This is a genomic window from Desulfobaculum sp. SPO524 (genome assembly GCF_044987625.1).
Classification (GTDB): Bacteria; Desulfobacterota; Desulfovibrionia; order Desulfovibrionales; family Desulfovibrionaceae; genus Desulfobaculum.
On the sequence record NZ_JBJDSB010000002.1, the window covers coordinates 1,163,610 to 1,190,416 of the forward strand.

Annotated in this window: 23 protein-coding genes; 7 read left to right on the top strand and 16 right to left on the bottom strand. The window is 62.6% G+C overall.

Annotation, left to right across the window (positions count from 1 at the left end; translation table 11 throughout):
• Positions 1–43 precede the first annotated feature (43 nt).
• The 3 genes from ACI3L3_RS10735 to ACI3L3_RS10745 form a co-directional block, all read right to left on the bottom strand.
• Complete coding sequence (locus ACI3L3_RS10735; RefSeq protein WP_404845105.1) at positions 44–1,027, bottom strand: L-lactate dehydrogenase; 984 nt, start codon at positions 1,025–1,027, stop codon at positions 44–46.
• Entirely contained in the window at positions 1,024–2,058 is a 1,035-nt protein-coding gene (gene gap, locus ACI3L3_RS10740) for a type I glyceraldehyde-3-phosphate dehydrogenase (RefSeq protein ID WP_404845106.1), read from the bottom strand. The genes ACI3L3_RS10735 and gap overlap by 4 nt, the downstream gene beginning before the upstream one ends.
• A 254-nt stretch (positions 2,059–2,312) precedes the next feature.
• Complete coding sequence (locus ACI3L3_RS10745) at positions 2,313–2,873, bottom strand: GAF domain-containing protein (RefSeq protein WP_404845107.1); 561 nt, start codon at positions 2,871–2,873, stop codon at positions 2,313–2,315.
• Between the two features lie 345 nt (positions 2,874–3,218).
• Here ACI3L3_RS10745 and ACI3L3_RS10750 point away from each other — a divergent pair, with 345 nt between their 5' ends.
• Positions 3,219–3,650 carry a MarR family winged helix-turn-helix transcriptional regulator gene (locus tag ACI3L3_RS10750; RefSeq protein WP_404845108.1) on the top strand — a complete coding sequence of 144 codons (432 nt, stop codon included), beginning with the start codon at positions 3,219–3,221 and terminating at the stop codon, positions 3,648–3,650.
• 31 nt (positions 3,651–3,681) lie between these two features.
• The gene (locus ACI3L3_RS10755) at positions 3,682–4,692 is read left to right on the top strand and encodes a methyltransferase dimerization domain-containing protein (protein ID WP_404845109.1); all 1,011 of its coding nucleotides are present in this window, start codon (positions 3,682–3,684) and stop codon (positions 4,690–4,692) included.
• 73 nt (positions 4,693–4,765) lie between these two features.
• Here ACI3L3_RS10755 and ACI3L3_RS10760 read toward each other — a convergent pair whose 3' ends face one another.
• From ACI3L3_RS10760 to ACI3L3_RS10770, 3 genes are all read right to left on the bottom strand, one after another.
• A complete protein-coding gene (locus tag ACI3L3_RS10760; protein ID WP_404845110.1) occupies positions 4,766–5,452 on the bottom strand; it encodes a serine protease in 687 nt (228 codons plus the stop codon).
• A 19-nt stretch (positions 5,453–5,471) separates the two neighbouring features.
• Positions 5,472–6,392 carry a glycine betaine ABC transporter substrate-binding protein gene (locus ACI3L3_RS10765; protein WP_404845111.1) on the bottom strand — a complete coding sequence of 307 codons (921 nt, stop codon included), beginning with the start codon at positions 6,390–6,392 and terminating at the stop codon, positions 5,472–5,474.
• A 97-nt stretch (positions 6,393–6,489) separates the two neighbouring features.
• On the bottom strand, positions 6,490–8,118 hold the full coding sequence (locus ACI3L3_RS10770) for a BCCT family transporter (protein WP_404845112.1): 1,629 nt from the start codon (positions 8,116–8,118) through the stop codon (positions 6,490–6,492).
• Between the two features lie 520 nt (positions 8,119–8,638).
• On the opposite strand from ACI3L3_RS10770, the gene ACI3L3_RS10775 reads away from it, so the two are divergent.
• From ACI3L3_RS10775 to mnmG, 5 genes are all read left to right on the top strand, one after another.
• A complete protein-coding gene (locus tag ACI3L3_RS10775; RefSeq protein ID WP_404845113.1) occupies positions 8,639–9,973 on the top strand; it encodes an amidohydrolase in 1,335 nt (444 codons plus the stop codon).
• The gene (locus ACI3L3_RS10780) at positions 9,970–11,373 is read left to right on the top strand and encodes an amidohydrolase family protein (RefSeq protein ID WP_404845114.1); all 1,404 of its coding nucleotides are present in this window, start codon (positions 9,970–9,972) and stop codon (positions 11,371–11,373) included. The genes ACI3L3_RS10775 and ACI3L3_RS10780 overlap by 4 nt, the downstream gene beginning before the upstream one ends.
• A gap of 98 nt (positions 11,374–11,471) precedes the next feature.
• Positions 11,472–11,759 carry a PxxKW family cysteine-rich protein gene (locus ACI3L3_RS10785; RefSeq protein WP_404845115.1) on the top strand — a complete coding sequence of 96 codons (288 nt, stop codon included), beginning with the start codon at positions 11,472–11,474 and terminating at the stop codon, positions 11,757–11,759.
• Positions 11,760–11,999: 240 nt separating this feature from the next.
• The gene (locus tag ACI3L3_RS10790) at positions 12,000–13,226 is read left to right on the top strand and encodes a M20 family metallo-hydrolase (RefSeq protein WP_404845116.1); all 1,227 of its coding nucleotides are present in this window, start codon (positions 12,000–12,002) and stop codon (positions 13,224–13,226) included.
• Between the two features lie 92 nt (positions 13,227–13,318).
• On the top strand, positions 13,319–15,193 hold the full coding sequence (gene mnmG, locus ACI3L3_RS10795; RefSeq protein ID WP_404845117.1) for a tRNA uridine-5-carboxymethylaminomethyl(34) synthesis enzyme MnmG: 1,875 nt from the start codon (positions 13,319–13,321) through the stop codon (positions 15,191–15,193).
• A gap of 308 nt (positions 15,194–15,501) precedes the next feature.
• On the opposite strand, the gene ACI3L3_RS10800 is transcribed toward mnmG, so the two are convergent.
• The 10 genes from ACI3L3_RS10800 to ACI3L3_RS10845 all read right to left on the bottom strand — a co-directional run bounded on the left by ACI3L3_RS10800 (position 15,502) and on the right by ACI3L3_RS10845 (position 26,783).
• Entirely contained in the window at positions 15,502–17,508 is a 2,007-nt protein-coding gene (locus ACI3L3_RS10800; protein ID WP_404845118.1) for a cation:proton antiporter, read from the bottom strand.
• A 260-nt stretch (positions 17,509–17,768) separates the two neighbouring features.
• A complete protein-coding gene (locus ACI3L3_RS10805; protein WP_404845119.1) occupies positions 17,769–19,031 on the bottom strand; it encodes a tetratricopeptide repeat protein in 1,263 nt (420 codons plus the stop codon).
• A 9-nt stretch (positions 19,032–19,040) separates the two neighbouring features.
• Positions 19,041–19,727: an energy transducer TonB gene (locus ACI3L3_RS10810; protein ID WP_404845120.1), complete on the bottom strand. Its 687-nt coding sequence runs from the start codon at positions 19,725–19,727 to the stop codon at positions 19,041–19,043.
• Positions 19,724–20,137, bottom strand: a complete 414-nt coding sequence (locus ACI3L3_RS10815; RefSeq protein ID WP_404845121.1) for an ExbD/TolR family protein — start codon at positions 20,135–20,137, stop codon at positions 19,724–19,726. Before ACI3L3_RS10815 ends, ACI3L3_RS10810 begins: the two co-directional genes overlap by 4 nt.
• Complete coding sequence (locus tag ACI3L3_RS10820) at positions 20,134–20,718, bottom strand: MotA/TolQ/ExbB proton channel family protein (protein WP_404845122.1); 585 nt, start codon at positions 20,716–20,718, stop codon at positions 20,134–20,136. Before ACI3L3_RS10820 ends, ACI3L3_RS10815 begins: the two co-directional genes overlap by 4 nt.
• Positions 20,715–22,205, bottom strand: a complete 1,491-nt coding sequence (locus ACI3L3_RS10825; RefSeq protein ID WP_404845123.1) for a MotA/TolQ/ExbB proton channel family protein — start codon at positions 22,203–22,205, stop codon at positions 20,715–20,717. Before ACI3L3_RS10825 ends, ACI3L3_RS10820 begins: the two co-directional genes overlap by 4 nt.
• A complete protein-coding gene (locus ACI3L3_RS10830; protein ID WP_404845124.1) occupies positions 22,206–22,970 on the bottom strand; it encodes a DUF3450 domain-containing protein in 765 nt (254 codons plus the stop codon). It abuts the gene before it with no gap.
• A gap of 118 nt (positions 22,971–23,088) precedes the next feature.
• The gene (locus ACI3L3_RS10835; RefSeq protein ID WP_404845125.1) at positions 23,089–24,708 is read right to left on the bottom strand and encodes an ABC transporter ATP-binding protein; all 1,620 of its coding nucleotides are present in this window, start codon (positions 24,706–24,708) and stop codon (positions 23,089–23,091) included.
• Between the two features lies 1 nt (position 24,709).
• Positions 24,710–25,738 (bottom strand): ABC transporter permease, encoded by a 1,029-nt coding sequence (locus ACI3L3_RS10840; RefSeq protein WP_404845126.1) that lies wholly within the window; start codon positions 25,736–25,738, stop codon positions 24,710–24,712.
• The gene (locus ACI3L3_RS10845) at positions 25,731–26,783 is read right to left on the bottom strand and encodes a microcin C ABC transporter permease YejB (RefSeq protein WP_404845227.1); all 1,053 of its coding nucleotides are present in this window, start codon (positions 26,781–26,783) and stop codon (positions 25,731–25,733) included. Before ACI3L3_RS10845 ends, ACI3L3_RS10840 begins: the two co-directional genes overlap by 8 nt.
• Positions 26,784–26,807: the final 24 nt, after the last annotated feature.

Consider the following 26,807-nt stretch of genomic DNA (forward strand, 5'->3'; position numbering starts at 1 on the left):
CCGCCGTGGCGCGGACTTCCGCCCGTCATGGGCAGGACGGGGATTACGCGCCCTTCAGGGACGTCATGGCCTCGTGAATCACCGCGCCGGACTTTTGAAGCGCCGCAAGCTCTGCCTCCGCAAGGGGTGTCTCCAGCGCCTGCTCCACGCCACTGGCCCCAATGACGCACGGCAGGGAAATGCACACATCGTCATCAAGACCATGCAGACCCTTTGCCGGTGCGGACACCGTGAGGATGGTCTTGGAGTCGCGAATTATCCCCTCTAGAATGCGGCACAGGGACGCGCCAATGCCATAGGCCGTGGCGCCCTTGCGGTCGATGATTTCATACGCGGCGCGGCGCACGTCGGTATCAATGCGTTGGCGGGTGGCGTCGTCAATGACTATGCCCCGCTGCTGGCAGAAGTGCTCCAAGGGCACATTGGAGACATTGGCGCGGCTCCACACGCACACCTCACTGTCGCCATGCTCACCAAGGACATGCGCGTGCACGCTCTTCACGTCCACCGCGCAGAGGTTGGCCAACTGGCGCCGAAAGCGCCCGGTATCCAGCACCGTTCCGGAGCCGAACACATGTCCGGGCGCAAGGGTGGAGGCCTGCACGGCCACAGCGGTCATCACGTCCACCGGATTGGTGACGATGATGATAATGGGCGTTGGCGACACGTTTTGTATGTCCTTGACAATGCTGGTGATAATGCCCGCATTCTCCTGCAAAAGCTCCATGCGGCTTTGGCCGGGCTTCTGCGCTTTGCCCGCCGTTACAATAACGATATCCGCGCCGCGGCACGCCGTGTCGTAATCCTCGGGCGTGACGCCAGCGGAGGTGATGGTGACGGACCGGGAATAGGCCGTGGCATGGGAGAGGTCCATGGCCTCGCCCGCCGCGCGCTCCTTATCAATGTCCATCAGCACGATTTCGCGGGCAAGGCCGCGCATGGCCGCGCCATAGGCAAAGGCCATACCCACAGCCCCAACGCCAACAACTGCCACTTTGGGCAAACTCAGACGCGGTGTTGCTGTCATGCCTTATCCTTCATGAGTTTGGCGAGGTCCGCCACGCGGCAGGAATAGCCCCACTCGTTGTCGTACCATGTCACCAGCTTGGCAAGGCGCTTGCCCTTCACAAGGGTGTGCTGCTCCTCGACAATGGACGAATTGGGATTGCCCTTAAAGTCCATGGAGACGAGGGCCTCGCCGCTGTAGTCCAAAATCCCCTTCAGCTCACCCTGTGCGGCTTCCTTCAGCACCTTGCGCAGGTCTTCGGTGGTGGCGTCGTTATTCAGGACAAGGGCGCAGTCCACGATGGAGACCGTCGGCGTCGGCACACGCAGGGAGTAGCCGTCAATGCGGTCCTTGAGTTCGGGGATAACAAGGGCCACGGCTTTGGCCGCGCCTGTGGACGTGGGGATGATATTCTGCGCCGCAGCGCGCGCCCGCCGGAGGTCCTTGTGCGGCAGGTCAAGAATGCGCTGGTCATTGGTAAAGGAGTGGATGGTGCACATCAGGCCGGAGTCGATGCCGAACGCGTCATGGATAACCTTGGCCGCAGGGGCAAGGCAGTTGGTGGTGCACGAGGCGTTGGACACAATGTGGTGCTTGTCCGGGTCGTAGTCCTGATGGTTCACGCCAAGGACGACGGTGAGGTCCTCTTCCTTGGCCGGGGCGGAGATGATGACCTTTTTGGCACCGGCGTTCATGTGCGCGCTGGCCTGCGGGCCGGTGCGGAAGATGCCGGTGGACTCCACCACAATGTCCACGCCAAGGTCGCCCCACGGGATATCCCGCGGGTCGCGCAGGGCAAAGCTGGTGACGTCCCAGTCGCCGTACTGGATGCTGCCGGTGGACAGGCCGCCGTCGCTTTCCTTGAAGCCGACATCCACAGGCGCGCGGCCGTAGTTGGTGTCGTACTTCAGCAGGTGGGCGTTGGTGCCGACGTCAAACAGGTCATTAATGGCGACAACTTCCAGCTGGTCGCTCCATCGCTCGTGCACCGCCTTGAGGACCTGCCGACCGATTCGGCCAAAGCCGTTGATGCCGATTTTCCATGTACTCATTACGTCAATCTCCTCTGCCGGATGGGGGCGCGCTGGGGCCTCTGTGGTACGCCGATTGCCCTGAGTGGGCCGGGGCGCCCTTGGCCACTGCGCATGAGGCGCCGCCCTCAGTCGCCGCGCGGACCATGCCGCGCGGGTCTGCCGCCCCTCGCATCCGGATTAGTGGGATGTTGCATCTCTTTTTTACGCGCGTGCCGCCCATGCCCAGCCCCGCCATACGTTGCGGCACGGACACGGCTGGACGCCATGGGGCGCTAGTCCTCAAAAATTCTGTACTCAAAGGACGTCTGCGTCTCGTAGTCGCGCTTGAGCGTCTGGTAGAGACGGGCATTGTCCAGAGCCACCGCGGACAGGGCGGCAACGCTGCGCGCAAATTCCTGCTCGTCCGCGTCAAACTCGCGCGGGCGCTCGGAGTAGAAGCGCAGCACGCCAATGTTGTGCTTTTGCGCCTTGAGCGGAAGAACCAGCAGGGACACAATGCCCTCCTCGCGGGCCTGCTCCTTGTACTGGAAGCGTTCGTCGGTGGTGACGTCCGCGATATAGACGGAATTGCCGGCAAGGGCCTCGCGGTCCACGCCGCTCTTTTCCACCTCCACCGAGCCTTTGCGCATGTATTTCTGCGACAGGCCGTAGCTGGCGCTGGGCAGGAGCTGCTTTTCCGTGCGGTCCAAAAGCCGCAGGGAGCACCCCTTGACCTCCAGGGCTTCCGTTGCCTTCAGCGTGACCGTGAGCAGGACTTCCTTGAAATCCAGACTGGAGTTGATGGCCAGCGCCACGGCGAAGAGCGATCTGTAGTACCGCTCGTAACGTTGCATGGGAGACTCCTTTGGTTTGGGATATCTGCCGGTACTCGGCTTTTTTCGCTGCGTCAGGGTTCCCCGCCAACCAAAACGGGTGCAAACAGACCAGGAACCACACCTGACAAACACTTTTTCGATACCAAGTATCGCATCCGGTGTATAGGACGGAAACACTTTTTGACGCATCACCACGGCGACAGCCGCCGCCGATGCGCCACAGTCCACCCCCACCAATTTCCCACTATGCCACAGCCTGCGCCCTCCCGCCAAATGCATCCGCAAAAAGTCACTTCGTGCTTGCCAAAAGGTGTATAGCCCCTATACACTTCACCCATGCCAAACTACCCCAAAGACCTACACATGCAGCACCTGCAACGCTTCCTGCACAAATTCAGCCGGGTGGCCAAGCGCGCCTACGACTTTGGCGGCTACGCCCTGCACCCGGTGGAAATCCATACCCTCGCCTTCATCACCGGCAAAGGACGCTCCTACGTCAGCGAAATTGCGCGGGAGACCGCCGTCACACGCGGCGCAGTGTCGCAGGTGGTGGCGCGCCTGACGGACAAAGGGCTGGTGGACAAGGCGCCGGCCCCGGCCAATACCTCGCGCATGCTCATCCACCCCACCGAGGAGGGCCAGCGCGTCGCCGCCGCGCACGACACCTTCCACGACCAGCGCGACCAGCGTTTCTTGGCTTTCCTTGAAGGGCTGGATGCCGACCAGCGCCGCATCGTCAAGCAGCTGTTCTTCGAGATGGACTGTTGGATGGACAACTATCTCGACGACACCTGACCTCCCCGCACTGCGGGGGAAGGAGCGAACCATGTTCGTACCCGAAGTTACCGCGGACTTTCGTCCCATTGAGCGCCTGATTATCCAGTCCCAGTTCAGCAATCTGCTGACCGCTGCCCTTGAGATGCGCGTTTTTGACCATTTGCCCGCCACAGCGGATGGCGTTACGGCACACCTTGGATGCCGCGCGGATGTCTGCGCGCGCTTTTTGGATGTGCTGGCCGCCATCGGTCTTCTTGAACGCAGGGGCGACACCTACCACAATACGCCAACGGCGCAGGAGTTTTTGGCCTCCACCTCCCCGGCCTACCGCGGCGCGGAGCTGGACCTGCAACAGAGGCATTACGAAACCTTTTCCCAAAGCATCACCGAGCGGATGATGCACCCGGACCACAAGGAACGCGACCGCACCGACACAGGCTGGGCCAGCCGCGACGCCCTTGAAAGCCTTGGCAACTACGCCCTTTGCGGCATGCTGCAGGAATCCACGGCCTTCATCACCGCACTGCCCGGATTCTCCGGATTCAGGACCATGTGCGACGTGGGCGGCAACCACGGCTACTACAGCATGGCCCTGCTGGACCAAAATCCCGGCCTGACGGCAACGGTGTGCGACCTGCCAAGCGTCGCGGACACCATCCGCGCCTTCCACGCCGAAAAGGGCTACGCGGACCGCATGACCACCCGCTCCATGGACCTGCGCACAGATGATTCCCTTGGCGCAGACTACGACCTCGTCTTTGCCTCGCACGTGCTCTACGGCATGCACGACGCCATGGACGCCATCCTTGGCAAAGTGACCGCCGCCCTGACTCCGGGCGGATGGTTTGTGGCCTGCCATTGCGCCCGCCCAGAAGATGAGGCGTGGCACCCGGCGCAGGCGTTTACGGAGTTTCTCACCGTCCTCAGCGGCTACCCCACCCATCACCTTGACCGGGAAGTCATGCTCGGGCACCTGCACGCCGCAGGGCTGACCAACCTCCACGCACAGGTTTCCCCGACCACGGGCATCCTGCTCCTTGCCGGACAAAAGCCCGCCTAACGGCCACAGCGCATAAAAAAGGGACGGAAGGCCAAAGCCTTCCGTCCCGTCATTTTCACTCAGTTGTGCAGGGCTAGAAGATTTCCAGTCCCTGTTCCTCCATGAGGTTCACGCCGTACTCGATGGGCACAACGGCCGAGATATTGGTGTCCATTGAGCCTTCGCACATGGCGCCGCGGATGTCCGAGCCGTCGCGCATGGGGCAGAAGCGTCCCCACACAAGGCCGACGATGCGCTCGTCCTCAACGGAAATAACCGGACCGCCCCTGTCGCCCATATGGACGCGGGAGTCGATGAGGATTTCCTGATAGCCCATGGGCATGATGACCTTGCTGGACACAATGGACGACACAGCGGCGAGGCTGTGCAGGCGCTGGTTGCCGAAAGGAAAGCCAAGGCTCAGCACACTAGCGCCAATGGCCAACGTCTCGCTGTTGCCAATCAGATGGTCCGGCGTCTGGAAGGTCAACGCAGGCTCAAAACGCAGCAGCGCCACGTCACTGCCCGGGTCCTCAGCCACCACTTGCACGGAAAGCGGGGTCACCTCTTCGCGCACGATGGTCTGGTATTCGTCCGTGGAACGGGCGGGGACAACAACGAGGTCGTCGGGATTATCACCATACAGGTGCTTGACGGTCAGCAGAAAGCCTTCGCTGTGGCAGATAAAAGCGGTACCAAGAAAAATGGCACCACCCTCGCCGTGCTGGCGCATGAGCATCATCGTCGCGTGCTGGTACTTATGAGAAGCGGAAACGAACATAGTGAACAAATCCTATCTGTTAGGGACGGCGGCCAATCCACGAATTCACCTGCGCGGGATGGGTCTCCACCCAGCGCAGCGCCTTACCGTAGGGGTCAAGGCCATCGTCCAGTTCAATCCATGTCATGAGCAGACCCATTTCTTTGGGCGTCCAATGGAAATGATCCAAAAACTCGTACACGTCTGGCATATCCCGCTCTAAGCCCTTACGGGCAATGGTGTGGATGGACTCCGCCGTGCCAAAGACTCCCTTGGGGTCCTCCAGCATGCGCAGCTTCCACACGCCAAACATCCAATGCGGCGTCCACCCCGTAACGACAACCCACCCCTGCCGCTGGATAGCCCGTGACAGCTCCTCCAGCATGGTGTCCTCGTCGCCTTCAACCAGACGCATATTGTCCAGCCCGTAGACCTTCAGCGCCTCGCGGGTTCTGTGCATCACGCCCGCACCGGGGTCGATGCCGATGATGCGCCCGTTAAAGCGCTTCGCGTAATCCTTCAGTTCGGGGATGCTGGTCACCGGGATGTAGGGGGCGTTGCGCTGGCCGGTCTCGTTGGGCAGACGGCCAACATTCACATCGGGCACAACCAGCCCCAACTGCGCTCCGGCAAGGTTTGCGCCAAGGTCATCAACCTTGGTGCCAAACTCGCGGTAGTAGTCGGCCTGTGTACGGGGGAGCCATGCACCCACCAAAACGTCCTGCCGCCCTTCGGCAACGGACGCCCACATCTCGCGCGGGGACATTTCCGTCAGCACGCAGGGGCGGTCATACCGGGTTTCCACAACGGCCTTGATAAGATTGGCGCTGGCGACCTCGGTCTTCCAGTTCACATACGCGAGCCGAAGGGGTGCCTCGCCATCCGCATGCGCGGCATGGATGGGGACACAGAGAAAGCTGAGGAGAATGGCAAGCAGGGCTATGGGGCGTAAGAGTTTCATGGCTGTCCTCCGGTTACACTGGTTGGTCACGGAACGCCGATAGTCTCTTTCGGGATAGCAAAGCGTGGGCCGGGCGTGCAACCCGGCCCACGACGCGTTAGCGCATTTTTTTCTTATTGAGTCGTGCGATGGTTTTGGGGCTGGGCTTGGTCTTGAGCTTCACCTTAATCTTGGGCCGCTTTTCCACGCGGAAGCGCTGCGGTCCAACATATTCATCAAGCCCCTTATACAAACTCCAGCACATCAGGAGGATGACCACCGCAAAAGGCAGGCCTGTTGTAATGGCCGCCGTTTGCAGCGCCACAAGGCCACCGCCAAGCAGCAGCGCTCCTGCGACCACACCTTCGGAAATGGCCCAGAACAAACGCTGGAACACCGGCGGGTCGGGGTTGCCATCGGCGGTGATGATATCAATAACCATGGAGCCGGAGTCCGACGACGTCACAAAGAAGGTGATGACGACGATGACGGCCAGCAGGCACGTAAAGCCGGACAGCGGGAACTTCTCCAGCAGCACAAACAGCGAAACAGGGATGTTTTCCTGCACCGCCTGCGCAATCTGGCCGGAGCCGAACATTTCAATGTTCAGGGCGCTGTTGCCGAAGACGGTAATCCACAGGAAGGTCACAAAGGACGGCACCAGCATAACGCCCAGCACAAACTGGCGGATGGTGCGGCCCTTGGACACGCGGGCGATAAACATGCCCACAAAGGGAGACCAGGCAATCCACCAGCCCCAGTAGAACACGGTCCAGCCATTCTGCCACGACGTGTTCTCATAGGTTTCACTCCACGTGGAGAGCTGGGGCAGATTCTGCAGGTAGAAGCCAATATTCTCGATAAGCGCGTTCATGATGAACAGCGTGGGGCCAACGGCCAGCACAAAGAACATCAACGCGGCGGCGACCATAATATTCAGCTCGGACAGGCGCTTAATACCCGCGTCCAGTCCCTTCACCACGGAGACAGTGGCAATGGCCGTAATACAGGCGATAAGCACAATCTGCACAACGGGGGTCTGCGGCAAACCGAACAGGTGGTGCAGACCGGCATTCACCTGCCGCACACCAAGGCCAAGGGAGGTCGCAACGCCAAACAGCGTGGCCACAGTGGCCATAATGTCCACGGTGTAGCCCCACGGGCCGTTGACCTTATCACCCAGAAGCGGCGCAAGCACGGAACGGATGGTCAGCGGGTAGCCCTTGTTGAACGAGAAGAAAGCAAGGGAAAGACCGACGATGGTGTACAGCGCCCAAGGGTGGAAGCCCCAGTGCAGAAAGGACAGGTCCATCGCCAGACGTGCGGCCTCGGGAGTGCCAGGCTCCGCAAAGGGCGAGGCCACAAAATGGAACATCGGTTCCGCAACGCCGTAGAAGAGAAGACCGATACCCATGCCCGCACTAAACAGCATGGCAAACCACGCCGTTGTGCTGAACTCTGGTTCGGCGTCGTCGCCGCCAAGGCGGACATCGCCAAATCGGCCAAGGAGGAGCGTGATGGCAAAGACGAGGGCAATGTTCATGGTCCAGATGAAGAACCAGCCCCCGTAGTTCGCAATGTTGGACTGCAGCGTCTCAAACCAGTTGCCGATGGCCTGATGGAACGAGATGGCCAAGACAACAAACGAGACGATTAGCCCTGCGGAAATGTAGAAAACATAGGGGTTGACATCAAGCTCTAGCCAATTCCTTTTCTGTGACTGCGTATGAGGTTCCTTATCAATCAAAGTGCCTCCAACTGTTGTGTCGCCAATGGGAAGAAGAGCGCTTCCCGAATACAGGATGTGTGTGTGATGCGTGCGACGGTTCGTAGATATGAAGAAGGTGGGGAGGCTAGCGACATTTTTGTCATTTTTCAAGTACCCGATCGGGCTTTAGCCAGCCTGAATCCTCGCGATACTCCATATCACGCCGCTTCCGCCTACCCTAATTCACCCCGACCGGACTGTTTTAGTCGGGTATACCTTCTCACCATTCTCTACCCGGTCGCTTGGGCAAAGGTGACATAAACGGCCTTCCCGCTGCGCGTATTTCCCTCTTTGGGGCGGTGCCGCCCCGGCAAAGGCGCCGGGAGGGAACACCAAGGCAGTATGCCATATCTTGCCCCGCTTTGCCGCAATTTTTCGCCGCGCCCACGGCCCCCGCCAGCGCCAAACATGCAGCGCCGCCTTGCAGGGACCACGGGCTTGCCGTACAACTTCTCCTTTGAACACAACGCCTCATCGCTCATGCGAAAGGAGTAGGCCTATGCATACATGCGATACCCTCGTCCGCGCCGACTGGATTGTGACGCAAAACGACACCCGCGACGTCATCCAGGACGGCGCGGTGGCCATACAGGGCGGCGTCATTGCCGCCGTCGGCCCGTTCGCGGATATTTCCGCCAACTGGTCCGCCCCGGAGACCATCGACCTTGGCCCCAGCCTGCTGCTGCCCGGCCTTGTCAATGCCCACACCCACGCGCCCATGACGCTGATGCGCGGCCTTGCCGACGACCTGCCGCTCATGCAGTGGCTGACGGACCACATCTTCCCCGTGGAGCAAAAGCTGACGCCCGAGCTTGTCCGCCTAAGCGCCCTGCTCGGCTGCTGCGAGATGCTGCGCACCGGCACCACCTGCTTTTATGATATGTACCTCATGGAGGAGGCCGTTGCTGACGCCGTGCGCGAAACAGGCATGCGGGCGCGCATTGGCGAGGTGATTTTCTCCTTCCCCACTCCGGCCTACGCTGATGAAAACGCCGCCTTTGACGTGGTCCGCCGCATGCACGCCGCCAGCGCGGACACGCCGCGCATCCGCACCGCCGTCATGCCGCATGCGCTGTATACCACCTCGCCGCAGCTCCTCACCCGCGCCCACGAACTGGCGCAGGAACTGGACATCCCGCTGCATATCCACCTCGCGGAGACGGAAACGGAAACCGCCCAGAGTCTGGAAAAATTCGGCAAGCGCCCCGTGGCCTACCTCGACAGCCTCGGCCTGCTGACCCCAACCACCCTCGCCGCGCACTGCGTGGACCTCACCGATGACGAGGTCGCCACCCTCGCGCGCACCGGCGCCCACGTGGCGCACAATCCCGAAAGCAACATGAAGCTGGCCAGCGGCATCGCCCGCGTGCGCGACATGCAGGCGGCGGGCGTCAGCCTCGGCCTCGGCACGGACGGCGCGTGCAGCAACAACAATCTGGACATGTTCGCGGAGATGGCCTCCTGCGCCATGCTGCAAAAGGTCGCCACCCTCGACCCCACAGCCGCCCCGGCCCAGCAAGTGCTGGACATGGCAACGCGCGGCGGCGCGGCCTGCCTGCAGTGGGAGGAAATCGGCAGCATTGCTCCGGGCAAGGCCGCGGACCTCACCGCCCTCGACCTTGACCAGCCCGGCTTGATGCCCATCTACAACCCCATTTCTCACGCGGTGTACGCCGCCGGCGGCGGCGACGTGCGCTTCACCATGGTGGACGGGCACGTCCTGTACCGCGACGGCGCGTTCCTCACGGTGGATTACCCCGCCCTGTGCGCGGAAGTCCGCGACGCCGCCGAGTGGATCCGCAAGCAGACCGGAGCGGAGGCCGCCAACAAATGAGCACGCTCCCCCACGCAGACACCATCATCCGCGCCGGCATCCTCGTCACGCAGGACGCTGACCGCCGCGTCATAGAGGACGCGGGCATCGCCATTTCCGGCGGCGACATCGTTGCCGTGGACCACTGGTCCGCCATCAGCGACGCCTTTGCCCCCAACATTGACGCCGCGCTCACCCCGCGCGAGGCCCTCCAGCCGCAGCAGGCAGGTGCACCACGCGTTATCGACCTGTCGCGGCACCTGGTGCTCCCCGGCCTCATCAACTGCCACACCCACGCGGCCATGACGGCCTTTCGCGGCCTCGCCGACGACCAGCCCCTTATGGTCTGGCTGCAGGAACACATTTGGCCTATGGAAAAGGGCCTGACGCCGCAGCTCGTGCATGCCGGGTCCATCGTGGCCTGCGCCGAGATGCTGCGCACCGGCACCACCTGCTTTGCGGATATGTATATGCTGGAGAGCGAAACAGCCCGCGCCGCCCGGCAGATGGGCATCCGCGCCATGCTTGGCGAGGGGATTCTTGGCTTTCCCACCCGCTCGTACGACACGCCGCAACAGGCCATTGAGCTGACCGCCGCCCTGCGCGACGCCGTGGCGGATACGGACACCATCCGCGTCTGCATGCCGCCCCACGGCGTCTACACCACCAGCGAGGACATCCTGAAGGACACCTTCCGCGCCGCCGAGGACATGGACATGCCGTGGATGATTCACCTCAGCGAAAGCGCCGCCGAATGCGCGCAATCCCTTGAGATGTATGGCAAGCGCCCCGTGGCGGTTGTGGGTGATGCGGGGTGCCTGTCGCCGCGCAGCGTGCTCGTGCACTGTGTGGACCTGACCGACGGCGAGATTGAGCGCATCGCCGCATCCGGGGCCAGCGTGGCGCACAATCCGCGCAGCAACATGAAGCTGGCCAGCGGCATTGCCCGTGTGCGCGACCTGCTTGCCGCCGGGGTCAATGTGTGCCTTGGCACTGACGGCGCGGCCAGCAACAACAGCCTGAACCTCTTTCGCGAAATGACGGCCTGCGCCATGCTGGGCAAGGTTTCCAGCGGCGACCCAACTGCCGTTCCAGCCGCGGCAGTGCTGGACGCCGCCACCGTCAACGGGGCGCGCGCCCTGCGCTGGGACGGCCTCGGCAGCATCCGCGAAGGAAATATCGCAGATATTGTTGCACTTTCCCTCGACGAACCAGCCCTTTGTCCTGTATACAACCCAATCTCACACGCCGTGTACGCGGCAGGAGGGCACGACGTCGCCCTAACCATGGTTGGCGGCCGCGTCCTCTATGCGGACGGCACATTCGCCAACATCACCACCGAGGAACTCCGCGCCAACGCGCGAAGGTTGTCGGAGTGGGTGGATACGGCCCGTAGTGGAAAACCCCATTCTGGGGCTTGACAAATACGCCCATATCAATAAATACTCACCCGCTTTCGAGAGACAGCCAAGGAAACACTTCCCGTTTCCGGGTCGTATTTAGAGAGGAGAAATATTTCATGGCCAAAAAACATCGCAAGACCATCATCGACGACGCCGTCATGACTGACGAAGGCCTCACCTACAACGGTGTTGCCCTGCAGCAGGTTGTCGAAAAGTGTGAAGGGTGCGACCGTGTCGTGGCTCACGAGTCCGGCAACTACTGCACCACCTACGCCCAGCCCGAACTCAAGTGGCACAGCGGCGTCTGTAACTTTGCTACCCATGTCCGCGCTGAGAAGGACAAGGCCGGCAAGGTCAAAGTCAACCCCCTCAAGGCCTCCAAGCGCGCCGCCAAAGGTCGCTAGTCGGCATTTGACGAGGAATCAAAAGGGCGGGCCGAAAGGTCCGCCCTTTTCCGTTGAGGCCTACGCCACACCAGCGCGCGCCGCATCCACACTGCGCCCTTCTCGCCACCACGTGGCCCCACCCCTTTTTACTGGCGGCCCACGGCGATTCGCGGTACCCACATTCCGTAGACGCGGCGCACAGCTTGGGGCACGCCCCTGCCAGCGCTCTTTCGCCTCCTCTCACCCAACGGAGCACTCATGAAGAATCAAATTTTTACATACATCGACTCCCAGCGCGACGCCCTGCTTGACCTGCAGCGCAAGCTGGTCGCCATCCCCGCCCTTGGCCCGGACAACGACGGCCCCGGCGAAAAGGCCAAGGCCGACTTCCTCATGGAATACATGCGCGAAATCGGGCTGGAGAACATCACCGAACTCAGCGCCCCGGACGAGCGCGCCGAAGCGGGCTACCGCCCCAACATCGCCGCCATCATCCCCGGCGCGAACCCGGACCGCACGCTGTGGATTATCGGCCACACGGACATCGTGCCCCCCGGCGACGAAAGCCTGTGGGACGGCGATCCCTACACCCTGCGCGTTGAGGACGACCTGATGTACGGCCGCGGCGTGGAGGACGACCACGCAGGCATCGTCCCCAGCCTCATTCTTGCCAAGGCCATCCTCGAAACCGGCGCCACGCCGGACGTCAACCTCGGCATCATGCTGGTGGCGGACGAGGAAACCGGCAGCAGGTACGGCCTCGGCTACATTGCCGAGCACCACGCGGACATCTTCGGCAAGGACGACCTTATCGTTGTGCCCGACATGGGCGCCCCGGACTCCACGCAGATTGAGGTGGCCGAAAAGTCCTCCATGTGGGTGAAGGTTTCCGTCATCGGCAAGCAGTGCCACGCGTCCACCCCGCTGGAAGGCGTCAACTCCCTCATCGCCGCGTCGGACTTCATCACCCGCGTGCATGAGCTGTACGACATGTTCCCCGACAACGACGACCTGTTCGAGCCGTCGGTCTCCACCTTCGAGCCGACTAAGAAGGACGCCAACGTCCCCAATATCAACACCATCCCCGGCAAGGACGTCTTCTACATCGACGCACGCATCCTGCCGCACTACGACCTTGACGACGTCATGGGCGCCATCAAGGACATGGGCGCGGATATCGAAATGGAGCACGGCGTACGCTGCGAATACGACATCCTGCAGGGTGAGCAGGCCGCTCCCGCCACAAGCGAAAACGCCTTCGTGGTCAAGAAGCTGGCCGAAGCCGTCAAGGCCGTCTACGGCGTGGAAGCCCGCCCCGTGGGCGTTGGCGGCGGCACCGTGGCCGCATTCCTGCGCCGCGCCGGTCTGGACGCCGTAGTGTGGTCCACGCAGGAATCCAACGCGCACCAGCCCAACGAACGCGCCCGCGTCTCCCACCAACTGGGCGATGCCAAAGTCTACGCGGAGATGCTGTTCTCCGAATAACCCATGACTTCACGCGGCGCACGCACGCCACATCAGTCAACAATCCATCGCCGCCGCGCGCCCAGACGGGCGCGCGGCGGCTGGTTCAAAGCATGAAAGCACCTTTCCCCGATCTTTTCGACATCATCATCGTCGGCGCAGGACACGCCGGTTGCGAGGCCGCGTACGCCAGTGCCCGCCTTGGCATGAAGACCCTCCTGCTCACCATCAATGTGGACCGCATCGGCCATCTGTCCTGCAATCCCGCCATCGGCGGCCTTGCCAAGGGACACATGGTCCGCGAAATAGACGCCCTTGGCGGACGCATGGGCGTTTGGGCCGACAAAGCGGGCATTCAGTTCCGCGTGCTCAACACCAGAAAAGGCCCCGCCGTCCGCGCCTCCCGCGCGCAAATTGACCGCGACCGCTACATCAAGGCCGTGCAGGAAGACCTGTTCAATCTGGACAACCTGTGGATTTTTCAGGACATGGCCGCCGAGGTTCTCACACAGGACGGCCGCGCCACAGGCGTACGTACCGGCCTTGGCGAGTGCTTCCACGCCCGCAGCGTACTGCTGACTACCGGCACCTTCCTCCACGGGCTTATCCACATCGGGGAACGCAATTTCAGCGGTGGCCGCCTTGGCGACCCCGCATCCTCCGGCCTGTCCGAAAATCTCCGCCATCTCGGCTTTGAGCTCGGACGCCTCAAAACAGGCACCACTCCGCGCCTGCTGGCCGACAGCTGCGACTTTTCCAAGATGGACATTCAGCCCGGCGACAATCCACCGCGTCCGTTCAGCTTTCACGAGCCGTTCACGCCGCTCAAGCAGCTCCCCTGCCACGTCACGTGGACCAACGACGCCACGCACGAGGCCATCCGCGGCGGCTTTGACCGCTCGCCCATGTTCACCGGCGTCATTAAGGGCACCGGCGCGCGCTACTGCCCGTCCATCGAGGACAAAGTCGCCCGCTTCCCCGAAAAGAACCGGCATCAGATTTTTGTGGAGCCAGAAGGACTGGACAGCCCCGAGGTCTACCCCAACGGCATACCCACCTCCCTGCCGCTGGACATCCAAAAGGCCATGATTGCCACCATTCCCGGCCTGGAGAACGCGCAAATCGTCCGCCCCGGCTACGCCATCGAGTACGATTTTTGCCCGCCCACGCAGCTGGACCCAACCCTCCAGGCCAAGGTTCTGCCCGGTCTGTGGCTGGCAGGCCAAATCAACGGCACCTCCGGCTACGAGGAAGCCGCCGCGCAGGGACTGTGGGCCGCGCTCAACATTTTCAGCGCGCAAAACGGCCTGCCGCCCTTCCTCCCCGGTCGCGACAAGGCCTACATGGCCGTGCTCGTTGACGACCTTGTCACCAAGGGCACCAACGAGCCGTACCGCATGTTTACCTCCCGCGCCGAGCATCGTCTGCTGCTGCGCGAGGATAACGCCGACGCCCGCCTCACCGAGATGGGCCGCGCCCTCGGCCTCGTCCGCGACGACCATTGGCAGATTTACGCCGCCAAGCAGACCGCCATCACCGAGACGCTCAGCGCCCTGCGGACCATCCGCATCCGGCCCGACGCCGCCACGCGCGACGCCCTTGCCGCCATTGGCGCCGCCGCCCCCGGAAAGTCCGTCATGCTTGCCGATGTGCTCCGCCAGCCCGCCGTCAGCATCGACGCCCTCGCCGTCTTCCACGAGGCCATCGCGGACACGCCCGCCGACGCCCTCAAGGAAGCCGAGACCATCATCAAGTACGAAGGCTACCTCAAGCGCCAAGAACAACTCGTGGAGCGCTTCCACCACCTCGAAGACGTCTCCCTGCCCGCCGACCTCGACTACACCACCGTCGCCGGGCTTACCCGAGAAGTCGTGGAAAAACTCACCGAAATCAGACCGCTCACCCTCGGGCAGGCCAGCCGCATCTCCGGCATCACCCCCGCCGCCATCGCCTGCCTTGAAGTGCACCTGAAAAAACTGGGGCTGTAAGCCCACAGTGGCGGCTTGGCATAACGCCATCACAAAGGCCCCCCTGATTGCTCAGGGGGGCCTTTTTTTTGCCTCCGGCGGCTTAAGGAAATAACTTCCTTAAGAATCCTTACAACTTAGGAAACCGGAAGCCGGTTTCCTAAGAAAGGGTTTATGAGGTTAGGGCGTAAGGTTACCTCGCTTACATACGTCACTCAACCCTTTTTGGGGCTGGCTTCCAGGCCCAAAAACCTTGGGATTCTTAAGGGCTCATGGCCCTTAAGCCTGCGGAGCACCTCTTCACTCTTCCTCTTTGCCTTCCTCTGCCCCTAGGCCGTCGCCACAGGCGTATCCTGCATGTCCTCGTGTGTTGTGCCGGGCATGCAGTAGTGATCGCGGAAGGCGGCGAGTTGCGGGCCGCTTCCGATGACGGCGACAACGTCTCCGGGGGCAAAGTGCAGGGTCGGTTCGGGGTTGACGTGCAGGGTGTCGTCCCGAATATAGGCGAGGATGGAGGCCCCGGTCTGCGCGCGGATGTCGGCCTCGGCGAGGGACGTCTTAAGCAGCGGCGAGCCGTCCTCGACCTGCACCCACGAGAGATCAAACAGCCTGTTGGAAAGGCGCAAACTGCCGGGGACGATGGCTTCGGCGTCGTCATCGGTAAAGGGCGCGTAAACGTCCTTGTGGATGGCGTCGGTCAGCCGGATGATTTCGTCGGCGGGAATGCGTAGCTGCATAAAGGCCTGCCGGATGAATTCAAGACTGGCCTCAAGGCTTGGCTCAACGACCATATCGACGTCGCAGCGCGAAAGCTCCTTGATTTGGTCGCGCCCATCGGAGCGGCCAATGATGACGATGTCTTCCTTCAGGCTGCGGGCGAGGCGCACCACCTCGCGCGCGACGGACGGCGCAGGGGTGGTGACGAGGATGATGCTGGCACTCTCCACGCGTGCGGCCTCCAGGACCACCTCATGCGCGGCGTCGCCGTAGATGACGGGATGCCCGGCGCGGCTGAGGTTCTCCATATTGTGATAGTCGGCCTCGACCACAACGTACTTGTGCCCGAAGCGCGCCAAAATGTCGGCCACAAAGCCGCCGATGTTGTCGCCGCCCACCACCACAACGTGCCCGCGCAGGGCGTTGTCCGGAATGTTGACGGTCTGCAGGGTCGGCATGCGGAAGAGACGCTGCTTCAAGCGATACAGCGGCGCGGTAAGCTTGGAAAGCACGGGGGTGAGCATCATGCTGAGCACTGCGGTGGGTAGGATGATGGAATACTGCTCGCGGCTAAGCGCCCCGGCGGCAACGCCCGCGTTGGCGATAAGGAAGGACAGCTCACCAATCTGCGACATGCCAAGGCTGGTGGCCAACGGAATAATGTTGCCGTAGCGGAAAACGCGCGCCAGTACTGCGAAGATAAGCCCCTTGCCCACGATGACGCAGCCAAGCAGCAGCAGGATAGCGCCGTATTCCTCTACAAGGGCATTGGGGTCGAGCAGCATGCCGATGGAGGCGAAAAAGAGCAGGCCGAAGATATCACGCAGGGGGAGCACGTTGCTCAGGGTCTGCTCGGCGTATTCCGACTCACTAAGCATCAGGCCCGCCACAAACGCGCCAAAGGCGAAGGACAGCCCGGTCAGATACGTCACATACCCGATGCCGAGACCAAGGGCGCACACCGTCAGCAAAAACAACTCACGCGAGCCGCACTTGGCAACGCGGCGCATCAGCGGGGGAATAACGTAGCGCCCGATGATGACCATACCCGCAAGGAACACCACGGCCTTGCCGATGGCGAAGCCAAGGGTGCCAAGCTCCTGCCCCAGATTGCCAAGCTTGGGCAAAATGATGAGCAGCGGCACAAGGGCGAGGTCCTGCACGATGAGCATGCCAATCATCACGCGGCTGGACAGCGTCCCCAGCAGGTCCTGACTTTCAAGGGTCTTGAGCACCACCATGGTGCTGGACAACGAAAGAACGCCGCCAAGCCACAGCGAGGGCGTCACCTCCCAGCCCAGCATCTGCCCGACGCCAAGGCCAAGAAACACGCAAATGATGATCTGAATGGGCGTCCCCAAAAGCGCAACCATGCGCACGGGGCGCAACTCCTTGAACGAAAACTCAATGCCAAGGACAAAGAGGAGCAGCGCCACGCCGATTTCGGCCAGCAATTCAATCTCGTGCGCGGTGGATACGGTCCAGCCCCCGGTAAAGGGCCCCAGAATAATACCCGCCGCAATATAGCCGAGAATGAGGGGAAGCCCGATGCGCCGCGCAACGATAGCGCACAGCAGCGATGTAACAACGATGACGATAAGGTCAGAGGCAATGCCCATGGCCGCAACACTCCACATCCAATATCACCACACGCACGCGGGGAATCCCCGCGCAACATGCGGCTTTGGACTGCTTGAAATTACAGGAAAAAGGACCCAGCGAATCACCCGAAGAGTACCGTTTTTTCACCCCTCACTCAAGGGAAGAACGCTTTTTGCGCCGTGCAATGACAAAAAGCCCACCGGCTGAAACAACCGGCGGGCCAGATATGTGTGATGATACCGCGCGAAGGCGCGGACGGACGAAGACGGGAGTGACGTTAGCTGGGGCTGGCCCCTGCCTTGGCTTTTGTCGCGTTGCTGGAAACAGGGCGGTCCTGCTGTGCGGTCTGCGTGGCCTTGGTGGCCGCGGCTTCGGCCTCGCGCTCCGCTTCGACCAAGGCGTCAAGGGACGCAATGGCGTTCTGCGCATGACGCTTGAACTTCCGGCACTTGCCCGCCGCGCAGAAATGGCGGCGCGCGGCGTTCCAATTGCGGCGGTCCCACTCCAACAGGCCAAGGAGATAGCTGGCCTGCCCCGTCTCTTCCCCAAGGGCCACGGCCCTGCCAAGGGCGCTCTGTGCGGCGTCCATATTACGCTCCTTGTACAGAATGCGGCCCAGCCACAGCCAGCGCTGGGCTGTTGGCTCCTGCGCAATGGCGCGCTCCAGCGCCTTGGCGGCCTCGGCGCGGCGGCCGGCCATCATATAGGTCCGGGCCATACGCTCGCACACCTTGGCGGACGGCGCTTCGGCAAAGGACTTCTCAAGGGCCTTGGTGGCCAGCAGCGGCGCGCCAACGTACGCATACAGTTGCGAGAGTGTCTCGCGCTCCGAATGCGAAGGCGCTTTAAGACGATAGGCGATTTCCAGCGCGGCGGCGGCGTCCTTGTAATGCGAACGCTCGGAGCGGACGGACGCGAGCAAACGCCAGTATTCGGCCTGCTCCGGACGCACCCGCAAAAAGCGCAGCAGCGTGGCTTCCGCCTCGGCCCAGCGCTCTTGGGAGACGAGGCAATGCGCGTACAGCTTCACCCATCCGGCCTTGACCTTGGGCTGGGCCAGCAGACCCTCCAGCACGGTGGCCGCACGGCCAAACTCCTCCCCACTGTAGTAGCATGCCGCGGCGTGATATTTCCAGCCGTGACGGGGCTTCTCGCTGGCATCGGCCGCGCGGAGGAAAAGGTCCCCCGCATCGACGAAGCGCTCCTGATGGTAGCGCACCACGCCAAGGTTCAGCGCAATGTCCGGACTGTCCGGTTCGCGCTGCAGGGCGTCCTCGTAGACGCGGGCGGCCTCGACCATTTTGTCATGGCGCATAAGCCAATTGCCATAGAGCAGGCACCCGTAGGGGTGCGGGTTCTTGGACGAGGCAACGTACTCCGCCAAAACCTCACCGGCGCGGGCGTCCTCGCCGCGCTCCTCAAGCTGCCGGGCCTGATGCAACACGCGCCCCGCCGCCGGCGAAAGCGGCCGGGACCACTCCGCCAGCGCCGGGCACGCCGCCACCACGGTGAGTATAAGTGCCAAAAGACAACTTCGCATGACGTGTCCCTACCTGCTGAAGGTCAGCTTCTGATTGACGTGCCAGCGTACCGGCCTGCCGTTTTTTGTTCCGGGCTTAAAGCGCCAGCGCAACAGCGTTTTACGGACGCTCTCTGCAAAGACCTCCACATTCTTGCCGCCAAGGATTTTCACCTTGGTCACATGGCCCTTTTCGTCCACGAACATCTTTGCCAGCACATGTCCGGTCACGCCGCGGCGCTCCGCCTGGAATGGATACGGCGGCTGCACTTTGAAGAGCACGCGTGGCGTATCGTCCAGCTCGCCAATGGTCAGCGACCCGCCAGCCGAAGACGGGGCCGGAGCCGCCGCCACAGCGGGCTGGGACGGAGCGGGAACCGCCATGCCGTCAACAAGGTTCGGATTGATGTCCAGCTCCGCAAGGGGGATATCAATATCCAGCTGCGGCTGGGGCATATCCGGCGTATCCATTTCCGGCTGGGGCATGGTTTCCGTGAACTCCTGCGGGGTGATTTCGTCCTCGGGGCTGATCTTCTCCTGCGAGTCGCGCTGCTCATGCTCCGGCAGGCTGGACAGGCGCACCGCGCCCATCATCTCCGGCAGCGGCTCCGGCATTTCCGGAGCCGCCACCAAAAGCGGCAAAACGAACAGGACAAGGTTCACGCCAAGGGTAAACACCCCGCCCAGCGCCCACCAGAGGTACCGTCTGCGTGTCACTGCGGCCTCCGGGCGGCCACGCTCACGTTCTTCACGCCCGCCTCACGGCAGGCGTCCAGCACCTGAATGAGTATGCCGCTCTCCGCGTGGGTATCCGCGGCAACCATCACCGCGCCCTCCGGGGTTTCGGCCAGAAACTGCTCCATCCATGGGCGTACGGAGCGGATGTCAATGCTGCGGCCATCCAGCCACACCACACCGGTGGCATCCACACCAACCATCACGCTCACATTTTCCTTTTTCTGCGCGGTGTTGGCCACCGGACGCTCCACGTCCACCCCGGACTCCTTCACGAAACTGGTCGTCACGATGAAGAAGATGAGCAGGATGAACACCATGTCGATAAGCGGCGTCATATTGATTTCAGACGACTTGCGCCGCTGTTTGCGATACGGCGAATATGCACTCATGCCGTGCTTCCTCCCGAAACGATGCGCTCCACTCTGCCAAGGAACAATTCCATCCGCCGCCGGAGCTTAATGGCCAGGCGATACAGTAGGCCGCCTGCCACCATGCCCGGCACAGCCACCATCAGCCCACTCTGCGTGGTGATAAGCGCCTGCGAGATGCCTCCGGCAAGGCCCTTGGCGTTTCCGGTGCCAAACTCGGCAATGACGTCAAAGGTATCAATCATGCCGGACACCGTGCCCAAAAGCCCCAGCAGCGGGGCAACGGCGGCCAGCACGATGATGGTGGGTATGCCCTTTTCCGCGCGTCCGGCGTGGCGGTCCACCAGCACCTTGGCAAGCTCGGTGTCCAGTTCCTCGCGCCCGGAGCGGCTGCGCATGTAGTCGTGGGCGATGGCCTTGTGCCAGCCATTGCCCTTGCGCTCCACAACATCCGCCGCCGCGTGGTTCTGCCGCAGCAGAACGTACAGCTCCCGCGCCTTGAGGAAGATGAGCCACCACATCACGCACGACAGCGCCACAATGGGCAGCATCACGAACCCACCATCCATCAGATGGTTCCACAGTCCGCTGCCTGAGATCATTTGTCGCTCCCGGAGGAGACAAGACGCGCCACAAGGGTCGTGCCCTTCTCTTCCATGTCCGCCACAATGCGGTCCACTTTGCGTTCAAGGAAGTGTTGGATAAGCGTCAGCGGGACGGCCACAGCCAGACCAAGCTGCGTGGTGATAAGCGCCTCGGAGATACCGCCGGACATCATGCGCGGGTCGCCCGCGCCAAACACGGTGATAACGCGGAAGGTATCAATCATACCCGTCACAGTACCAAGCAGACCAAGCAGCGGCGCAACTGCGGCCAGTATGCTCATGGTGGGAAGGAAACGCTCCAGCTTGGGCAGTTCCTGCAGGATGGCTTCCTGCAGGCCCTTTTCCATGCTCACCAGCGTGCCGCCGGAGTGCAGAATAACGTGGCTGAGCACGCGGCATGTGGGCGTGCTGCCCTTGGTGCCAAGGCACGAGGCGCATTTTTCCAGGTCGCCGCGCCCGGCCCAGACAAAGGCCTTGTTCATGCGGCATTCCGGGCACACGCGGATGCGCCACAGCGTCCAGAAGCGTTCCCCCGCCAGCAGCAGACCAATGACGCCGGCCAGCAGGATGGGCCATACCAACAGGCCGCCATTGCGCAGACTGGTCACAAGGCCGTTGTCCTTCTGGAAACGCCGGAACACTTCGCCGCCGCTGAAATCAAGGGGCGCATCGGCGCGCTCGCCATCAGCGAATTCCTCAACGGCGTTAACAGCGCCATTCAGGTCGCCGACCACGGCCTCCAGCACGCCGCCCGGAGCGGGACGCAAATACCCGGCGCCGTCCTCGCCCACATACCCGGCGCACAGCGCGCCAAAGCGGACGATGGTGCCGGACTGTTCACTGCCGTCGGCGCTGACCCAGGTTCCGGGGTGCTTCACCACCTCGCCGGAGGCCTTCATTTCGTCCATGGCAACGCCAGCCAGCGAGCGGATACCGTCCAGACCGGGGAAGCGGTCCGTATCCAACAGCGCATTCAGCGTGGCAAGGCGTTCGGGATACTCGGGCGTCACGGGGCTGTTGAGGGCGCGCTCGCGCATTTGGCGCGCCGCGCCGCGAACCGTGCCCTCAAGGAGCTTCATCTCCTCGCGGCGGTCGGCAAGAACGCGGCGGGCCTCGGCCTCGGTCTTTACAGAGGTTTTAAACTGGCTGACGCGCTCTTCGTACTCGCGCTTCATGCGCTGTCGTTCGGCGCGTTTGGCCTTCAGCTCCTGCAGAAGTGCGGCGCGTTCCTCACGGATGGAGCGCTTGGTACGGCGTGCTTCCGTGCGCGCATCGTCACGAAGGCCCTCCACGCCCTGCACGGTCTCTTTCCATGCGGTGGACGGCGCGCCTTCCTCCGGCGCGGCCTGCTGGGCCATGGTGGAAGCCGGAAGGGCCAGCACCACGCACAGCGCCGCGCACACGGCAAGACTGGCTATGCGGGACAAGCCAAAGCATGCGCGGCCGGTGCGGCGCGCCTGCGCGGTGGAATATACAGCGGACATCTACTCCACCTCCTTCACAGGCAGGGCGACCAACTCGGTAAAGCGCTTCTGCTTCACCATGTCGCGCAGGTGCGCCACGGAGCGCACGTAAGCACCGGGCAAAGTCACATAGCGTCCCTGCTCCTCATTATAGCGGCCGGCGGTTTCGCCGTCGGGCGTCAGGCAATACAGGCCGAGGCGTCCGGCCCGGACCACAGTCACATGCGAGGGCGTGCCGTCAAGGTCCACCGTCTCGGTCGTGACCTCGGCGCTTTGGCCGTAAGCGGCCTCCACTTCCAGCGCCTCAAGGATACGGCGGAGCTTTTCGCCAAGGGGCAGTTCATGGTCGTCCAGCGAGGACTGCAAAAACGCCACGCGGCGGGAGCGCTCCTCCTGCAAAAACGGCAGGTCCTCCTTCACGAAGGCCGTGACCGTTTCCACCAGTTCGTACAGGTAGGGCTCCAGTTCCTTTTCCATGCGGTCCAGCTCACGCCGGGTGCGCTCCAGACGGTCAATCTTTGTCTGCAACTCATCAACGTAGCCGGAATATTTCTTTTCTTGAAAGGTGTACCACAGTGTCTCATTGTCGAGGTGGCGCATCTCCTCCAGCATGGCAGAGCGCTCGGCCTGCCAGCGCTCGTTCTCCTTTTGCGCCGCCACCTCGGTGCCGATGGCGTCCTTGACCAACCCCTCGGCGTCCTGCTGCGCCATGGCCGGGGCGCCGCCCCAAACCAGCGCGGCGCAGCACATAACCGCCAACCACAAGCCTCTTCCGTGTTGTTTCATACTGTATTCCTTCATTCTCTACTGGATGCCGTACAAATTCATACCCTCACTCCCGTCCCCGCGCAATGTGGCTTTCGCAATGATTTCACAGCATTTGTGCGCGGAGTGCGTCGCCGGGCTAGGCGCAGCGCTCCAGCCCTGTTCCGGACAAGCACCCGGACAGCGCCGCCGCCGAGACAAGGGTTCTGGTGTATTCTTCCTGTGGCGACGAGAAGACTTCACGCGTAGGCCCGGCCTCCACAATGCGCCCCTGCCGCATCACAAGAACGCGGTGGCAGAAGGCGTGGGTCAAATGCAAGTCGTGCGTGATGAACAGATAGGACAAGCCGCGCCGCTGCTGCAGGTCGCGCAGCAGGTCAATGACCTGAAACTGCACGCTCCGGTCCAGCGAGGACGTAGGCTCGTCAAGGAGCACAAGCTCCGGACGCAACACCAACGCCCGCGCAATGGCAATGCGCTGGCGCTGGCCGCCGGAGAACTCATGCGGATAACGGTGACGGACTGCGGGGTCCAGCCCCACTTCGGACAGGGCCTCGCACACCCGCGCGGATGCGTCCTCACGGGCCAGCTTTTCATGGGCGTACAGCCCCTCCGCCACAATATCCTCCACGCTCATGCGAGGGCTGAGGGAGCCGAAGGGGTCCTGAAACACCACTTGCAGGCGCTGGCGCATGGGGCGCATGTCACTCTCGCTCAGGCCGCTGATGTCCTCGCCGCAAAAGACGACGCGTCCCCGCCCCCGCAACAGGCGCAGCACCGCCAGCCCGAGGGTGCTCTTGCCCGAGCCGGACTCGCCGACCAGCCCAAGGCACTCCCCCCGGCGCAGACGCAGGGACACGCCGTCAACGGCCTTCACATGTCCAGCCGTGCGGCGCAGAAAACCTTTTTTGATGGGGAACCACACTTTCAGGTCGTCCACGCTCAATATCTCCGGCGCATCCTCTGCAACGCACGCGGGCTTGCCCGTCGCGCCCGCGCCGATGAGCATCCTTGTGTACTCATGCCGGGGCGCGGTGAACAGCTGCTCCACGTCGCCCTCCTCCATCACACGTCCGCCGCGCATAACGCAGGCGCGGTCCGCATAGTGGCGCACAAGGCCAAGGTCGTGGCTGATGAACAAAACGCTCATGTGCAGCTTGCGCGACAGCTCGGCCATCAGGTCCAGAATCTGCCGCTGCACGGTAACGTCCAGCGCGGTGGTCGGCTCATCGGCAATGAGCAGACGCGGCTCGCCAGCCAGCGCCCCGGCAATCATCACGCGCTGGCACTGCCCGCCCGAGAGTTCATGCGGGTAGGCGCTTAGGCGCTCCTCCGGCCGGTCAAGGCCCACCATGTCCAAAAGCTCCAGCGTTCGCTGCCGCGCCGCCGCGCCGGAGAGTCCGGCATGCCAGCGCAGCGTCTCGCCAATGCTCTTTTCCACAGTGTGCAAGGGATTCAGGCTTGGGCGCGGCTCCTGAAACACCATGGCGGCCACACCGCCGCGCAGGCGGCGCACCGTCTCGTCCGGCGCGCCAAGAACCTCGGTCCCGCTGAGGGTTACTGCTCCGGACGTGATGCGCGCCTCCGGCGGCAACAGCCCAAGCACGGCCCGCGCCGTTACGGACTTGCCGGAACCGGACTCGCCCACAAGGGCCATGGTCTCGCCGGGACGTATATCAAAGGACACGCCGTCCACTGCGGCGTTGTCGCCAAAACGCACGCCAAGGTCGCGCACGGTCAGTACGGGGGAAGTCTGCATATCAGGTGACACTCCGGTTGGGGTCAAGGGCGTCGCGCGCGGCTTCGCCAATAAAGACAAGAATGGTCAAAAGCAGCGACAGCACCACAAAGGCGGAGAGGCCAATCCACGGCGCATGCAGATTCGCCTTGCCCTGCGCCAGCAGTTCGCCAAGGGACGGCGAGCCCGGCGGCATGCCAAAGCCCAGAAAGTCCAGCGAAGTCAAGGTGCCGATGGCGCCGTTGAGCACAAAGGGCAAAAAGGTCAGCCCCGCCACCATGGCGTTGGGCAGGATGTGGCGGAACATGATGCGCGCATCGCTCACGCCCATGGCCCGGGCGGCGCGCACATAATCAAGATTTCGCCCGCGCAGAAACTCCGCGCGCACCACGCCCACAAGCGCCATCCAGCTAAACAGCAACATGATGCCAAGCAGCCACCAAAAGCCGGGCCGAATCATGTCCGACAAAATGATGAGCAAGTACAAAACGGGCATGCCGGACCAAATTTCCATGAACCGCTGCCCCGCCATGTCCACGCGGCCGCCGTAGTATCCCTGCACGGCCCCTGCGCCAATGCCAATGATGCTGCTCAGCACAGTCAGCAGCAGGCCAAACAGGACGGATACGCGAAAGCCGTACAGCAGACGCGCCACAAGGTCGCGCCCTTGGTCATCCGTGCCCAACCAATGCGCGCGTGAAGGCGGCGCAGGCGCGGGCACGTCCAGCGTGTAGTCAATGGTGTCGTCCGCAAAGCGGATGGGCGGCCACAGCATCCAGCCCTCGGCATTGATATTCTGCGCAATGTAGGGATCGCGGTAGTCGGCGGGCGCGTCAAAGTCGCCGCCAAAGCGCGTTTCCGGATACTCCACAAACACCGGCGCAAAAACCTCGCCCTTGTAGACGGCAAGGATGGGCCTGTCGTTGGCGATAAACTCCGAACACAGCGACAGCACAAGCAGGGTCACAAACAGTATCAGGGACCAATAGCCCCGGCGGCTGGCGCGAAACGTGCGCCACCTGCGCCGCATAAGAGGCGAAATCCTAGGCATGGCCGCCTCCTCGTGTTTCAAAGTCGATGCGGGGGTCAATGAGCATATAGGTCAGGTCGCTGGCCAGCTTGGTCAGCAGGCCGATGAGGGTAAAAATGTACAGCGTGGCGAACATCACCGGGTAGTCGCGCTGCATGGCGGCCTCGAACCCCAGCAGGCCAAGCCCGTTCAGGGAGAAAATGACCTCGATGAGCAGTGACCCGGTGAAGAACATATGCACAAACGCGGCAGGAAAGCCGGACACCACAATGAGCATGGCATTACGGAAAATATGGCCGTACAGCACGCGGGACTCGGTCAGCCCCTTGGCGCGCGCCGCCACCACGTACAGCTTGCCGATTTCATCCAGAAAGGAGTTCTTGGTCAGCATGGTCAGGGTGGCAAAGCCGCCAATCACCATGGCCGTGATGGGCAGGGCCAAATGCCGCACATAGTCCGCAATTTGCTGAAGCAGCGTCATCTGGTCGAATCCCGGCGACGTTAAGCCGCGCAGGGGGAACCACTTCAGGTAACTGCCGCCCGCAAACAGCACCACCAGCAGGATGGCGAACAAAAACACCGGGACGGCGTTGCCCACCACCACGGCGACTCCCGTTGCCGCGTCAAAGCGGCTGCCGTGGGTCACGGCCTTGCGGATGCCAAGGGGAATGGACACCAAATAGATAATAAGCGTGCTCCACACCCCAAGGGAGATGGACACGGGCAGGCTGTCGCGCAGCAGTTCAAGCACGCTGCGGCCCTTGAAAAAGCTGTCGCCAAAATCAAAGCAGATATAGTCCCACAGCATAGTGACAAAACGCTCATGCAGGGGCCTGTCAAAGCCGTAGAGCTTCTCCACCTCGCGCACCAGCTCCGGGGAGAAGCCCCGCGTGGCGGACAATTGTTCGTCGCCGCCTGCGGGGTCGTCCATCTGGGCGCTGACGCCGTCGCCGGCCGAACCGCCAATGCGCTCGATAACCGCGCCGCTCTCCCCGGAGAGGCGGGCCAGAAACTGGTCCACCGGGCCTCCGGGGGCGGTCTGAATGATGAAGAAGTTCAGCGCCATGATGCCAAGCAGCGTCGGCACCAC